This is a genomic window from Lederbergia lenta NBRC 16444, assembly GCF_001591545.1.
Taxonomy (GTDB): domain Bacteria; phylum Bacillota; class Bacilli; order Bacillales; family Bacillaceae_C; genus Lederbergia; species Lederbergia lenta.
On sequence record NZ_BCVC01000001.1, the window covers coordinates 2106264 to 2121209 of the forward strand.

Below are 14946 nucleotides of genomic sequence, written 5' to 3' on the forward strand. Positions count from 1 at the left end.
TTCGCCTCCTAATTATTTAGTAGCCTTTCCATAAGTTAACAATCGCCATAATTTTTCTACTGGGCCTTGACGGAACTTTGATAACCACATTTCTGCCAGGATCACTTGAGTAATATAGATAGCCACCGCAAGCCATGTAGCAGCTGACATCGACACCTGCCCATATAGGCCAAGCCCATAGCTATAGAAAATAAGCGTTCCAATTAGTGATTGCATTAAATACAATGTAATCGACATTCTTCCAGCAGAAGCAATTGGCTTTAATAATTTAGCTACTATTTTGCTGTTCATTATTAATATAATGAATGCGATATAACCAATACCTAGAATAGGGCCACCAATCATATCTTGAACATATTGAATACTAATTGTTGGCATCGTATAAAATGGCAACATTTTAATCGCTAAGCCTATTGGTACAGCAATCAATAATGTGATCAACCATTTTCTTTTTTGTTTATTGGCACGCTGTAGCCAATGAAGCTTTGCGGCACCAGCCCCGATCATCATCAAAGGTAATATTATTAAAATAAATAGGAAAATTGCCCCGAAGCCATTATTTGTAGACCAATCCGTGAAACGTTGAACAGTAATTTCCCAAAACGTGCCTGTTGCATATACTTCTGCAGAAAGTTGTAAACTAACAACATCAGTAAAGTCAGCTAGCGTCCCATCGTCAAATAAGGATGCCAATAATAATAATGCACTTAAAAATATTTGTGGTAGTAAATATATGGCAAAGCCTAAACCTAGTAAAATGGGCCCCGAAAGTCTCAGAAAAAGTAAAAGTAATAGGCCCATGATTGCATATGTAATTAAAATATCTCCGTACCAAATAAAATAAGCATGAATAATACCAAAAAACAATAAAACAATTAGTCTTCTTATACTTATCTTCCAAAATGATACAGATTTTATTGCTGATCTTTCTTGCATGATGACCATTCCATACCCAAACATCATAGCAAAAATAGGATAAAAGCTTCCTTGAACCAAAATATCAATCCATGTATAAACGGTTAAATCATCATATTTAAACCATTCATAAGGATTATAATAACTAAACGGCGAATGAAAACTAATCATATTAACGAGTATAATCCCGAATAGTGAAAATCCTCTTAATACATCAAGCGTATGAATTCTTTCTCCAAAGCCGGGCGGCTTCATCGTTCTGTGCATCCTCTATTTCCCCCTTAACTTAGCTCCGAACAGCCATAACCTTTATTTACTTTTACTTTCATTGTAACTTCTAGGCCTTTTTATCACAAATTCTTACTATACTCATAAAATACAATAGAAAAGTGGGAGTAGCTGATTAGGGCCGGGTACATGAAGTACTTCAAAATTGAAAATAGAAAATCCACCAAAGAAAATACATGTAAAATTTTAAAATACTTTATATTAACAGCGAAAGGATGTGAACGGCCTTGCCTGGTTTTGTCGGTGCCGTTCAGATAATCACCATGGGGTCTTCAGCAGTTTTTCATATTGGCGATGTTTTTCAAATCAATCCGATATCTAACTCAAAAACTTTTGCAGGAGCAGGTTCCTTTAATACCGGTGATCAAATTAGAGTGACAAATGAATACTCGGCAACAAATACGTATGATAGTGATGGTGTTGATCAACCTATGCTTTTCAACCTATAGGAAATGAAAATAGTTCACAAGGGGAGATGTAAACCTTGATTATTAATGTACATCAAACCATTCAAATTCACATGGTGAAAATTGGTGGTATTACTAACTCTTCAGTATTCCAAATCGGGACATCAGGAATCATCACACCTGCTTCTTATTTATACAATACTGGAGGATTTACAGAACCCGCTCCAACAACAACGCAATTAAGCAATGAAATAACAGAAGAAGAATTAGGAGAAGCAAGTTTTGTACCCTTATAACAATCTATTAATTTAGACAATATCCTAGATTGTATCCTTCTCACAACAAATAAAAAGCTAATTTAAATTATTTCCTAAGGGCGGTGATGAATTGGAGCAACAATACTATATTCAGCAATTATATGATTGCATAAACAAACAACAAGAAGAAATTATAAAGTTACAATCCGAATTTGCTCATTTAGCGAAAGAAGTGAAACAACTTAAAGAAAGTCCAGGGATTACTGTGGAGAGACTCGAGTACAAATTTGATCAACTAAAAGTTGAAACATTAGAAGGCACACTTAATATTGGACTAAATCCTACCGATTTAAAACAAATTGAAGATTTAGCTATTCCACCTTCATCACCTCCAACGCCTAAGGAAACCATCACAGATTTTAGAGAAACACTTGCGAATAGACTGGATCAGTATATTGAAGAAGATTTAAAAAAGTTCATCTATGAAACGGAAGAACAGATAGGCGCAAAACTCTCTCCACAACATATCGTTATGATACAAGAGGACATACGCAAACAGCTTCCTGCCCGAACAAACCACTATATTCAATTTTTCAATAATCGAGCTGAGAAACAATTGCCTGAAGAGAAATTATTAGAAAAGTTATATCAAACCATGACATTGGATATGAACCAAGCTGTTCGAACATTCATTATTCAAAGCCATAGTCATGAGAAAGGAGCGACAAATGATAGAACTTAATGTCGTGAACCGTGAGCTTTCAGTAGATGAAGTTCAAATCACCGGAGTTACAACTTCTTCCTTATTTTTAATCGGAGATGCCGACTCCATTCAGCTCGCATCTACTTTTGATACTCCACCGGAATCATTAATTATCGGCCCATTTGTCCCTCTTTCACCAAAGGGATGAGCAAACGAAACTCTTTCATAGAAAAAATGGAAGTTATCAGTCTTATATCTGGATCAGTAGTGGAAGTAGGTGATTCTGTACAATTATCTTCCTTAAGTAATGTCGTTGCAGTCAACAGAGAAACGGAAATATTTTATGGGAATGAGGGCGATTTTAATGCAATCCCACTTTTCTCTGAAATCATTCCTACACCAGATTTGCCCTATGTTAAACCAATTATAAAAAAACACAATGAGCTAGCGGATATTAAGGTACGGAAAATTGCTGTCAAAGGTATCTCAGCATCTGCTATCCTCCAAGTTGGCAATACAAAGAATGTTGTGATGGAATCCAGAGTATGGCATCAACGCCAGCTTGAACAACATACTAATCATCATCCAATACGAAAGGAATGACACTATATGCCTGCTATTATTGGTCCGGTTCAAATTTTCAATGTTGCCGGGGGTGTAGTTCAATTTGGTGATACAGCTGTAATTTCTCCAAAAGATAATACAAAAGCTACCTCAGGATCCGGCTCTAACAGCACTGGTGGTTTCGTATTAGCAATCGGAGGGATTAGCGCAAACACTACCATTGACTCTAATCTTGTCGATCAACCAACAATCGGAAATAATTAAAAGTAAAAAAAACACTTTAAATTACTACCTCGACCTCTGGCCTTTGCTATTATACTTGGAGAATTTTAATATATTTTATTAAAAAATAGAGGGTACTGTACACTAATGTACAGTAACCCTCTTGTAGTTGAATTTATTTTAGTTATATTTCCAGATATTCGCCACCATCAAAAAAGTAGAGATACATATGAACTACAGGTTTTTGCCATATTTCTTCTATTGCGCGTTTATAAAAACCGAGCTGTATGTGATACCGAGCTGCGAGGATATCTTTCGCTTGTGAAAAACCTTGAGGATATTTCCCTTGGATAACATCTGTTTTAAAATCAACCAGAGTAATCCCATCCTTATCTTCTATCACACAATCAATGATTCCTTGAACAAGTACATTTTCATTCAAACCATCCCAATCTGAGTATACTTCACGCGCGGGCACTCCCAATGTAAACGGAACCTCACGCGAAACATTTTTTGCAGCGAGCATTTTTTGCCCGAGCTCATTTAAGAAAAACCCTACTATCTGTTCACTCGATACAGACTCTGCTTGCTCTGCTGTCATGATTTCTTTCCTTGTAAGTTCCTCCAATAGTTGCTCTACACCAATTATTGTTGGTTTCTCATTCAGTGGGATATGTTGCATAACTGTATGCATTGCAGTTCCTCGTTCTGCCGGTGACAACGCTCTGTTCTCTCTCATAAATTTCGGTCTATCAAAAAGCGGCTGTCCTGACTGCTTAATGAGTTGAATACCACTTGTATCATCTCGCGTTTCAGCTATTCTTTTTAATTCGGAAACAGATTGCTTAGACAGTCTTTGCGTGGCCAAGGGGTGGCTGTACGTCCAACCTAATCGAGAATATACAACTTCTTTGTAAATGGATTCATGTGATAGAGGCTGTCCTGATTTTACAGCAGCTAGCCAACCATCATCAACATACTCTGCTTGCGTCGTTTCATTTTCAAAAGCACTACGAGGATAAATTTGTATATTCCAATGCGCTGGGTGTTCCGCAATTGTCGATGGTGATGGCATTAACATCCCGCCAATCATTTCCTCTGCATCTTGGTGTCGAGCAAGCGACATGCCCAGCCAATCTAAATAGGATCCAGCTTTAGCACGGTCATAGTCAGTTAATAACCAATTTGTCTGTTTCGCCGCTTTCGCCCATTTTTTCTTTTCTTTCTCCACATTTTTCACACTAGCTACCAAGATTAACTTCTCTTTCGCTCTTGTCATAGCAACATATAGTACCCGCATTTCTTCCGCTAACAATTCCATTTTCTTCTTACGCTTTAATGCGAGCTGTGGCAGAGATGGATAGGAAATACGCTTTTGCGCATTGATATATTTACTAGCAAAACCAAAATCTTTATCAAATAGATAACTGCTGTTAATGTCCATCATATTAAACTTCCGAGCGATCCCCGCAACAAAAACAACTGGAAATTCTAATCCCTTGCTGGAGTGAATGGTCATAATTTTGACTACATCCTCTTGTTCTCCAAGAGCACGAGCTGAACCAAGGTCATTACCTCGTTCTCTCATTCTCTCTATAAATCTAAGAAAGCGAAATAACCCTCTAAATGAAGTTTCTTCGTATTGCTGTGCTCGGTCATAAAGTGCCCTTAAATTCGCCTGTCTCTGCTTTCCTCCTGGAAGCCCCCCTACAAATTCATAGAAACCTGTATCTCTATATAACTGCCAAATTAACTCTGACAATGCTCCACTCCGCGCTTTATTCCTCCATTCGCGCAGATGGGTAAATAAAATACTTACACGTTCCCTGGCACTTTCATATTTTGGTGCTTCTGTTGATCCAATAAAACTCTTCACTGCTTTATAAAATCCGCCTTTATGGGATTGTAAGCGAATGTGTGCAAGTTCCTCTTCCGTCAAACCAACAATCGGAGATCTAAGGACGGCTGCTAGAGGTATATCTTGATCAGGATTATCAATCATTTTTAATAATGACATCATTATAGCTATCTCTGTCGCCTCGAAATAGCCTGTAGATAAATTTGCGTATACTGGAATGCCAGCATGCTTAAATTCTTCCATAATATCCGGTGTCCAAGTCATTGAACGTACTAGAATAACAATATCTTGATAGCGAATAGGTCGCTCTGTTCCTGTTTTTATATCTAGGATCGGCTTTTGTTGATTAATCATATCTCTAATTTTCTTTGCCATAAAACGTGCTTCGAGCTTCGACTGTTCAAGTTCAGCTCGGTCAAATCCACTATTAGCTTCTTCTTCCGTTCCACCTTGAACATCACTAGATTCATCGCATTGATCAATAATTGCTACCTCGACAGGGAATTGCTCCGTATCCGGGTATCCCGATCCTTTCATAAGTTCGGCGTCTTGATTGTATTCTATTTCCCCAACAGTTGTACCCATTATTTGCTTAAAAATATAATTTACAGCATTTAATACTTCACTTCGACTCCGAAAGTTACGCGATAAATCAATCCTCAGTCCTGTTTCTTCGCCACTTGAAGAAAACCTCAAATATTTACTTAGAAACAAATTTGGTTCAGCAAGGCGAAACCGATAAATCGACTGCTTGACGTCTCCCACCATGAATAGATTCCCATCATATTCTCCATCTTTAGACACAAGCCGCAGTATTGTTTCTTGTACCATATTCGTATCTTGATATTCATCAACAAGTACTTCTTTAAACTGATTTCGGTAATTAAGTGCTATTTCTGAAGGTATTAGTTCCTGCTGATTAGAATGTTCATCAGTAAGTATTTCTAGACATAGATGCTCTAAGTCCGAAAAATCGACAAGACCTTTTTCCGACTTTTTTAAAGCAAAATTGTTTGCAAACAATTTTACTATGTCTATTAAGCTTGAAAAAATCGGCTTCATCTCCTGCATATCTTTTAAAAAGCTTCTAGATGATCGAGAAAAAAGCTCTTTAGACAATTTTTCAAGCATACTTTTGGCTGCTTTACGATATTCATCTGCTTCTTTTATCAGTTCTTTATCATATTCTTCGCCCCTACATGTTTTCGCCCTACCAAAACTCCATCCGCTATTCATCACTTTATAAAGCTCGTCCCAGCCTTTTCCAGCCGCTTTTTCCATCGATTCAATTACTTGGAGATCTTCTATATAATTCTCTGCTCTTGGTGCAGGGCCTGCTGGCTGTTTTGCAATAGCTAACGCTTCTTCCAAAAGTTTCTTTGCCCCAGATAATTGAAGGTTCACATCAAACATCAATGCTCCTATGAATGGTAAGCTTTCTAGATCAGTTGTTTCTGTTACATCGTACATATCAACAAGCTGTTCAAGCCATAAATTAGGATCAGGATGGGAGCGTGAGAAATCATATAATTTTAAAATAAGCCCCTGTAATGCCTCATCATTTCGATCATTTGTAAAAGTGTCTACTAAATGGAAAAATGCTTCATTATTTTCTTTGCCATACTCTTCTTCAAATAGATGATCAAGCACTTCATCGCGTAGAAGATCTGCTTCTGTTTGATCAGCTATACGAAAACCAGGGTCAATACTAACCATATAATAATGCTTTCTTACAACTTCAAGACAATATGAATGTAGGGTCGAAATAGAAGCACTATTTAGTAGACTAAGCTGCCTCCTTAAATGAGTAGAATTCGGTTCAACATCAATTGCTTTTTGCAATGCCTCACCAATTCGATGTCTCATTTCCGCAGCAGAAGCATTTGTAAAAGTTACGACAAGTAGTTGATCAACATCCATTGGATCCTCTTCAGACAAGATCTTTTTAATAATACGTTCCACGAGAACCGCAGTCTTACCTGAACCAGCGGCAGCGGCAACTAAAATATCTTGATCTTTCGCTATAATCGCTTTCCATTGATCGTCTGTCCAACTTACATGATCAGGTTTATTCGGAATAGCTGTTTTCATCGTCCTACCTCCTCCCTCATTCTCGCTAATGCCTCAGATGATTTTTGCGGTTGAATATTTCGGTAATTATTTTCTTCTAATGACTGATCAAATTGACAAACAGAACGATACGCACAAAACTGGCATGGCGTTCGGTCTTGTAATTTATACGGATCAATACTCACGTCCCCTGAAACAATTCTATTACCAGATTTTTGGTACAAATTTCTTACATATCGCTTTAATACATTAAAATCTTCTTCACTTGCTGCATTTTCTTTTGATCTAGATGATAGGCTACCATCTTTATTGATGCTAGCTGTTACAATATGGGAACTTCCTGTCTCTAGGGAGGTGTCCATTAGTTTAACTATTTCCGGATTACCAGCTAACAGTCCCTTCATTTTAAATTTCTTTAAAATTTCCTTTTCAATGTCATCAAGCGTCATTATTTTATTACTATCTACCATTGGATTATGCAAATGAAAATAAAGCACACCTGCAGGCGAAGCTTCCACACCAACCAATTCTTTAGAATGTGTAATAATAATGTCTAAATATGTGAGCATTTGCAAAGCTAGTCCATTGTATACTTCGTTTAAATCCAGCCCTCTAGCGCTTGATTTATAGTCAATCACCCGTAAATATACTCCGTTTTCATCTTCTGCCTTATCTACTCTGTCTATCCTACCTTGTAGTTGCATTTTCGTACCATTTTCTAAAGTGAAAGCAAAAGGTGGCAATTCTTTATGCGGACCAAAGGCAAGTTCAATACCGATAGGAGAAAAACCGCTTGATTTAGCATGGCTGCTTAATACATGTGAAGCTCTCCCAATTACTTGTTCTAGCTTTCTTTTAATATAGTAGTATCGATTGGAGCTTAATAAAATTTGATTTTGTAGCCTTGGTGCAAGATATGCCACTGCTTCTTGTGCCAACCATTCACACTCTTTCTTTGTCAAATTAGCCCAGGTTAAGTTTCTGTTATTAATTTCTTCCGCTATCCATTTCAATGCACCATGAAATAAATCTCCAATATGTGGTGCTTCTAATCGGAATATATCACGTTCACGAAGCTTTAATCCATGCGAAATAAAATGGGAAAAAGCGCAACTTTGGAAAAGTTCCATTCTCGATACGCTTGCCAAAATTTCATTACCGTATAACTCTTTACTCGTTCGTTCCGTTAAGTGCTTTGTTTCATTTTGAAAGAACAAACTGGAAAGGACCCTCTGTGTTTTAATTCTCCACTTAGGAGATTCCATATAAAAGTTATACACATCCCACCAAAAATCAGCCATAGGGTAACTTCGCTTTTTTAACTGCATTTGAGTTGTCAGATAGGCAATTGCCGTATCCGGATGTGAAATATAAGCAAGTTGTTGTTCCTGTGCTAGCTCTCCAGGTTCATTTTCTATTGAAAATTCCCTTACTTCCGGGAACATCTCTTTTATTCTCTTTATATAAGGGGAAGCGAGTAGTGCTTTTCCTTCGTCATTAGCGATTGGCCAGGAAAGATATAGTTTCTCAGCTGATATAGTCATCGCCCTATAGGCGACAAAATCCTCATCCAGTAAACGTTTTTTACTTCCCGGAGCAAGTCCCAGACCACCCGTGATCAGTTCGGCACGATCCTCATCAGATAAAACTCCATCATTTGCTTGTTTCGCAGGAATTACACCATCGTTCAACCCTATAACAAAAGATGCTTTAATATGAGAAAGACGCGATAGTTCCAGATCAGCAACGAAGACTTGGTCAATAGCCGGGGGGATCAAAGAAAATTTCATTGCCTCGAAGCCCGAATCGAGAATGGAGATAAATTTTTGCACAGGAATCCTTTCGTCTCCAAGAATTTCAACAAATTGATCTAATAGTTCAATAACCGTGCCCCATGCTTGGTCATGTTCTCTTGATACAACTAATTGTCCTCGTTCTTCAGCAATATTGCTCCGCTCTTCCAGTTTACTCGGGATATCAAGTTCCTCGAGTAAGGAATATACAGCTTCGCAGAGTTCTCGGCCAGTTTGCGCTTTTCTCAAACGTTTCGATAAACGCATCAAGGGTAGGGCAATGATATTTCTAGCTTCATTTATATCCTCTTCTATTTCGCGCTCCGCGTCCGTCTGCACAGTAGCAGCTAATTCTAATCCCTGATATCTTCTGTAACGCCATGGCTGTTTATCCGTCCATTTACTTCCTTTTATTCCGTGGGATAAAACATAGTTTTCAAGTCTGTCCATTTGCTCTCTCAGCTGTTCTGGATTCATTTTAAAAGGGAAAAGTAAATCTGTTTTCACAGCGCGGAAAACTGGTTCATATCGCCAATTACTGCTGATCGCTTCAAGTGAAGAACGAATTAGTTCAATTAGCGGGTGGTTAAGCATCGATCGTTTTTGATCCACGAAATAAGGAATATCAGAATCATGGAAAACTGTTTCCAGTGTTTCTTTGTAGTCACTTCCATTCCGCATCAATACTGCAATATCTTGATATCTGTACCCCTCTTCCATTACGAGCCTACGTATTTCTCGTGCAGTTCCTTCCATTTCAGCTCGGCGATTCGCCGCCATCCGAATTTCCATCGCTGGTTTCCCTTGAAATACCTTAATTGGTCGCTTATCAAAATACCTTTCGAGATGCAATAGACTTTCATCCTTAAACCGCAGTGATGATGCTAAAAATTGATCATCCTCAAGGGTTATCGCGTTTTGTCGAGCCATCTCATATAAAGTAGAATACGTTTCACCTGTCATACGAAATAAATGTAATTCATCTGGCATTACACCATTTTTAAATGGTCGATCAAGCACGAGTCCGATTGAGACTCGACTACACTTTTTCATCAACTGCTCAATTACCATATATTCCTGAGGTGCAAAACTGTGAAACCCATCGATATAAATTTCAGCGTTCTTTAGATAATCAGATTTATCAATTGATTCTGCAAGCAGATTTAAATAATCATTCGAGTCAACATATTTACCGAATAGCGCTTCTTCAAATTTACTATAAATTAATTCTAAATCATGTATTTTATCAGCTAACGCCCTAGTTGAAACTCCGAAAGCAAGTTCCTTTTGCTTTAAATTAAGTTGCTCCGGCTCCACACAATAATGCTTAAATTCCGTTAACATGGCTTCCACTTGTTGAATAAAGCCCACTTTATCTGCTGCCTGTTTAAAGAGCTTAAGATCTTCTTTATTATCTTCAATAATTTTCCTAATAAGCATATTCAGTCCAGTGCTGGACAAGTGTGCACGACTTGCCCCACCTGTTTCTTGCAAAATCCTCCAAGCAAGACGAGTAAAGCTAAATACTTGTGTGCGAATCATTCCACTCATGCCTGATGTATTGATCAAGCGATATTCAGATAAAAATGTCATTTGTTCAGGCACAATATAGAGAACTGGTGGTCCTTGTGGCTCTTCAATTAATCTATCTTTTATTTCATTTAAAAACATCGTTGTTTTTCCAGATCCAGATCGACCGATCACAAAGCGTAACGACATCTTTTCAACTCCTTCTTTAGAAGAATACTAATTATTTTATTATAACATATAGCACATAATATACGAACATACATTCTTGAGTAAAATATAAAAAAGCTACCAATTATGTTAACCGGTAACTTTCATCCATCGTTCTCTTGCTTTTCCATTTTCACCTTCAGTTTTCCTTCAATACGCTTACCAACATACCACAGTATCCCTATAATGCCTAGAGCAATAGCAGTCCTGATCGGCTGCTTAATCAACGATATAATATCATACCCGATAAAGCTCATAATAAAAATCATCACTGCTTTTCCCGCCAAGACAGCAAGCATATATTGATAAATATTAATCCTTGAAATTCCAGCTACAATATTAACAATTGCTGACGGGGTAAAAGGAAAACATAGTAAAAGAAATAGCGGACCAAATCCATGCCTTTCAACCCAATTCGTTAAACTTTGCACTTTTTCTTTTCGTTGTAAAAATCGAAAAAAGCGAGCCTCACCATATCTACGAACAAGTAGAAAAACAAGCAGAGCACCTACAGAAGCGCCAATCCAGGAAAATAAGAAACCCCACCCAAGACCGAACGCATTCGCACTAGCCATGACAATTAAAAACAATGGCAAAAATGGTAAGAAAGCTTCTATCATCGGCAATAATATGCTTGGTAACGGACCAAATGAACGATATTTCTCAATTAAATCCATCATATTTTCAATTGTAAACCATTCTTTCATTGAAAAAAAATCCATGAACATTCCTCAATTCACCATATCAAAATATATTAATTATATAATATTCAGTTGCTTCTTACCATTCATACTACCCTTTTTTCGAGTGATACAATCATAAGCGGTCCATTTTCTATTTAGCGTTCACATAAAGCTGAGAAAGGTTATTTCTTTCTGCATCTTATGGCTATCTAAAAAAGGACAGCATATGGCCGCCCCTTGTGTTAAACATATGTCATAAACCAATCTCTTATATATTCAAGTCGGTTAATTCTTAGTGTTGGTTTCCCGCTTCTTGACAATTCATGATTGGACTCTGGAAAACGCACGAATTTTGTTTCTTTCTTGCGTTGTTTCAAAGCAATAAATAATTGCTCTGCCTGCTCAATTGGACAACGATAATCTTTTTCACCGTGTAAAATCAATAGTGGTGTTTCGACATGGTCCACATATTTAAGTGGTGAATGTTCCCATAGCTTTTCCATCTTGTTCAAATCAGCGAGTATTTGCCAGTCAGTGAAGTAATAGCCTATATCACTTACCCCATAGAAGCTAATCCAATTGGATATGGACCGCTGTGTGACTGCAGCCTTAAAACGATTTGTATGCCCAACGATCCAATTGGTCATAAATCCACCGTAGCTTCCACCGGTTACTCCAAGGCGAGTATGATCGATAAATTCAAATTCATCAAGTACATAATCAACTGCGGTCATTAAATCCCGATAATCACCGCCTCCGTAATCACCTCGTACTGCATCCACGTGTCGTTGGCCATACCCGTGACTGCCTCGCGGGTTCACATAAAGAACTGCAAAACCTTCAGCTGCAAGCATCTGAAATTCATGAAAATAAGTATTAGCATACATGGCATGCGGCCCACCATGAATCTCCAGAATAAGCGGATATTTTTTTCTTTCTGTATATCCGGTTGGTTTCATCATCCACCCATGTACTTTCCAACCTTCCGTACCTTCAAATTCAATTACTTCTGGAATAGATAACTCCCTAGTTTTCAAAAATTCCTCGTTTACTTTAGTTAGTCGTTCCTTTTCACCCGTCGATAAATGTATGAAATACAGATCACCTGGCTCTGTTGAATTACTAATTCCAACAACTGCTTTATCATTCTTCGGATCGAGAGAAAATCCATATACGTACTGGTTATCATTGATGGCTGGATACAGTTCACCTGAAAGATTACCGAAATAAATTGACGTGTTCCCTTGATCTGTCACTTGGAAGTAAAAACTATGATTATCTTCTAGCCATTGTACCTTCGGAGCTGTAACCCCTTGAAGAAAATCACCTACAACAAAATCACCTACAGGTGCATCAAATTCACTTGTCATACATATTGTTATACTTTTTTCTAAATCGTAAATAAAAAGCTTTGCATGTGTGGCATTCTCATATTCCCTTTCACTACCAACAAAAGTGAGATAACGGCTATTAGGTGACCAAGAAGTATGATAAAACATCCCAGTACTTTCAGTAAGCTTATACGTCTCTTTTGTTTTTACTTCAAGCAAATAAACATCACTTACGAACGAGAAATCCGTGTCTTCTGACGTATCGGCTATATAGGCAATGTATTTGCCGTTGGGCGACCAGGTTCCAAGTTGAAAATGAAGCTGCCCTTGTGTAACTTGCTCTACTTCTTCTGTATCAAGATTAACAATAGCAATTTGTGAAAATTCCTCAGGATTTATAAAACCACTTGCATCTGATTTATATTTCATCTTATTAACTTCTAGCGGCTTTAATTCTTTGTCTTTATCTTTTTGAAATTGATCATGAATGGATTCTGCTTTTCCTATTTTTGTAGAGAAAGCGAGTTTCTTTCCGCAAGGCGACCATACTGGGGTCGTTGCACCATTTTTACAGTTCGTGATTTGTTTTGCTTCTCCACCAACTTTCGTTAGAATAAAAATTTGTGGACTTCCGTTACGTGTTGAAACAAATGCGACCTTACTTCCATCTGGGGACCATACCGGAGAGTTAGTTCTATCTTCCCCATATGTCCACTGTATAGGTTTCTTATCATCAAAGCTTATATAAAATAAATTAGAGATATAATCATTTTTCTTTTTATCAATATGGGTTTGAGTATAAATAGCTCCCATACCACATGGAGACAATTGCGGCTCCGACACAGATTTTAACTGGTACAAATCTTCCGGTTTCATCCCTTGTTTCTTTTCCATCTTACCTACCCCTTCTCATAGCTTTTCTTCACCCTCTACAAACTTCGACACTCACAATAAATCTCCTGCCTCTTGTATGATCAAAGCAACTTTCTCATTAATGATTCCACGAAACAGGAATATCTTTACCACTATTGTTGGATTCTAAGATAATGCCAACATTTTACTGCTTGCTTTTCCAATATTTTATTAGTAAAATAATTTAACGAACTCATGTTCCTGTTTATGTTTAGGAGGAAATATTAATGTCAAGAATTCCTACATATGATTATGATTTGATGGAGCAAGCCATTTACTTACCCATGCTCCTTACCGTTTTAAAACGCGATTTATTTGCTGTTGAGAAAGGGTCTTTTAAATTTAAAAGACCTTATTCAGAGTTAATACAGGAAACGATGGCAGTTATTCAAAATGATTTAGCAAAAATAAAACGTTACTTATATAAAAACAACATCCAGGTTGAGCGCTTAAAATCAGATGAAGCTTTTACTATGTATATATTTTTATATAAAGGCCACGAAGAACACCATAATTATTTTAATCCAAAACTGCGGAACGGAGTGGAGGAGCTGATGCAATATTATTTGCTGAAACAATTCAAGTTAGAACAGAAAGAAAAGGAAGCGTGAAGACGCTTCCTTTCATCCTTTCGAATCATATTTTCTTTGTTGTTCAGCAGCCTTGAAGTAGAATGTTTTGGTCGTTGACTTTATTTGGTTTTCCATTCTTTTAATATTATCACTGTATTTAATACGAAGTCTGGCAGCTCTGCTTAATTGATTGTCAAACGAGGCAAAAGAAATAGGAACTTCATAGGTTTTGTTGTTACGGAATGTAATAAATATAGATTGAGAATCATTTTTCTCATGAGAAATAACGTGGACAGGATTTATCCAAATACATTGAGGTTTTAGCGGTGATGAAGTTGGCAATAAATAAATCGGTGTATGGGGATCAACAATAATAGGCGCCTTTATAGATATATTAATTAGTTCTTTAGTACCACTTCTTCTGCCTTCAAATGAACAACCGAAGTATTGGCATCCCTTTTTAACAATTTCTAGTGGGACAGACGGAGTTAAATATTCTTCGTCTAATTCATACACATTTGAATGAGTGAGCCCTTTCGGTACAATAATCATAGTGTGAGCGTTGATTTCATATTCTTGAATCAATTTTTCTGTTTTCATTTTCCATTCTCCTTTTATGTAAATTTAACCACTC

The 14946-nt window shown here is 37.3% G+C and carries 13 protein-coding genes; 7 read left to right on the top strand and 6 right to left on the bottom strand.

The window, feature by feature from the left end; translation table 11 throughout:
- Nucleotides 1–12: 12 nt before the first annotated feature.
- Nucleotides 13–1182, bottom strand: coding sequence for a DUF418 domain-containing protein (locus tag BLE01S_RS09980; RefSeq protein ID WP_066140576.1), 1170 nt, complete (start codon nt 1180–1182; stop codon nt 13–15).
- 248 nt (nt 1183–1430) lie between these two features.
- Here BLE01S_RS09980 and BLE01S_RS09985 point away from each other — a divergent pair, with 248 nt between their 5' ends.
- The 6 genes from BLE01S_RS09985 (at nt 1431) to BLE01S_RS10010 (ending at nt 3398) form a co-directional block, all read left to right on the top strand.
- A complete protein-coding gene (locus BLE01S_RS09985; protein ID WP_066140579.1) occupies nt 1431–1652 on the top strand; it encodes a spore germination protein in 222 nt (73 codons plus the stop codon).
- Between the two features lie 35 nt (nt 1653–1687).
- The gene (locus BLE01S_RS09990) at nt 1688–1906 is read left to right on the top strand and encodes a spore germination protein GerPB (protein WP_066140582.1); all 219 of its coding nucleotides are present in this window, start codon (nt 1688–1690) and stop codon (nt 1904–1906) included.
- A 91-nt stretch (nt 1907–1997) separates the two neighbouring features.
- Complete coding sequence (gene gerPC, locus BLE01S_RS09995) at nt 1998–2609, top strand: spore germination protein GerPC (protein WP_066140585.1); 612 nt, start codon at nt 1998–2000, stop codon at nt 2607–2609.
- Complete coding sequence (locus BLE01S_RS10000; protein ID WP_111703666.1) at nt 2599–2778, top strand: spore germination protein GerPD; 180 nt, start codon at nt 2599–2601, stop codon at nt 2776–2778. The genes gerPC and BLE01S_RS10000 overlap by 11 nt, the downstream gene beginning before the upstream one ends.
- Complete coding sequence (locus tag BLE01S_RS10005) at nt 2775–3173, top strand: spore germination protein GerPE (protein ID WP_082788645.1); 399 nt, start codon at nt 2775–2777, stop codon at nt 3171–3173. Before BLE01S_RS10000 ends, BLE01S_RS10005 begins: the two co-directional genes overlap by 4 nt.
- A 6-nt stretch (nt 3174–3179) precedes the next feature.
- The gene (locus tag BLE01S_RS10010) at nt 3180–3398 is read left to right on the top strand and encodes a spore germination protein (protein WP_066140594.1); all 219 of its coding nucleotides are present in this window, start codon (nt 3180–3182) and stop codon (nt 3396–3398) included.
- A 142-nt stretch (nt 3399–3540) separates the two neighbouring features.
- On the opposite strand, the gene addA is transcribed toward BLE01S_RS10010, so the two are convergent.
- The 4 genes from addA to BLE01S_RS10030 all read right to left on the bottom strand — a co-directional run bounded on the left by addA (nt 3541) and on the right by BLE01S_RS10030 (nt 13722).
- On the bottom strand, nt 3541–7305 hold the full coding sequence (gene addA / locus BLE01S_RS10015) for a helicase-exonuclease AddAB subunit AddA (protein WP_066140597.1): 3765 nt from the start codon (nt 7303–7305) through the stop codon (nt 3541–3543).
- Complete coding sequence (gene addB / locus BLE01S_RS10020; protein ID WP_066140600.1) at nt 7302–10796, bottom strand: helicase-exonuclease AddAB subunit AddB; 3495 nt, start codon at nt 10794–10796, stop codon at nt 7302–7304. Before addB ends, addA begins: the two co-directional genes overlap by 4 nt.
- Nucleotides 10797–10918: 122 nt before the next feature.
- A complete protein-coding gene (locus BLE01S_RS10025; protein ID WP_066141097.1) occupies nt 10919–11536 on the bottom strand; it encodes a TVP38/TMEM64 family protein in 618 nt (205 codons plus the stop codon).
- 203 nt (nt 11537–11739) lie between these two features.
- A complete protein-coding gene (locus BLE01S_RS10030; RefSeq protein WP_066140603.1) occupies nt 11740–13722 on the bottom strand; it encodes a S9 family peptidase in 1983 nt (660 codons plus the stop codon).
- Nucleotides 13723–13967: 245 nt separating this feature from the next.
- Between BLE01S_RS10030 and BLE01S_RS10035 the strand changes: the two genes are divergently transcribed.
- Nucleotides 13968–14351, top strand: a complete 384-nt coding sequence (locus BLE01S_RS10035) for a YhjD family protein (protein ID WP_066140606.1) — start codon at nt 13968–13970, stop codon at nt 14349–14351.
- Nucleotides 14352–14363: 12 nt separating this feature from the next.
- On the opposite strand, the gene BLE01S_RS10040 is transcribed toward BLE01S_RS10035, so the two are convergent.
- Nucleotides 14364–14912: a competence protein ComK gene (locus BLE01S_RS10040; protein ID WP_082788646.1), complete on the bottom strand. Its 549-nt coding sequence runs from the start codon at nt 14910–14912 to the stop codon at nt 14364–14366.
- Nucleotides 14913–14946: the final 34 nt, after the last annotated feature.

Coding starts and splice junctions, on each gene's coding strand:
- addB (WP_066140600.1), bottom strand. CDS start 10,796: ATGTCGTTACGCTTTGTGATCGGTCGATCTGGATCTGGAAAAACAACG.
- BLE01S_RS10040 (WP_082788646.1), bottom strand. CDS start 14,912: ATGAAAACAGAAAAATTGATTCAAGAATATGAAATCAACGCTCACACT.
- BLE01S_RS10025 (WP_066141097.1), bottom strand. CDS start 11,536: ATGGATTTTTTTTCAATGAAAGAATGGTTTACAATTGAAAATATGATG.
- BLE01S_RS10010 (WP_066140594.1), top strand. CDS start 3,180: ATGCCTGCTATTATTGGTCCGGTTCAAATTTTCAATGTTGCCGGGGGT.
- BLE01S_RS10005 (WP_082788645.1), top strand. CDS start 2,775: ATGAGCAAACGAAACTCTTTCATAGAAAAAATGGAAGTTATCAGTCTT.
- BLE01S_RS09980 (WP_066140576.1), bottom strand. CDS start 1,182: ATGCACAGAACGATGAAGCCGCCCGGCTTTGGAGAAAGAATTCATACG.
- BLE01S_RS10035 (WP_066140606.1), top strand. CDS start 13,968: ATGTCAAGAATTCCTACATATGATTATGATTTGATGGAGCAAGCCATT.
- BLE01S_RS10030 (WP_066140603.1), bottom strand. CDS start 13,722: ATGGAAAAGAAACAAGGGATGAAACCGGAAGATTTGTACCAGTTAAAA.
- addA (WP_066140597.1), bottom strand. CDS start 7,305: ATGAAAACAGCTATTCCGAATAAACCTGATCATGTAAGTTGGACAGAC.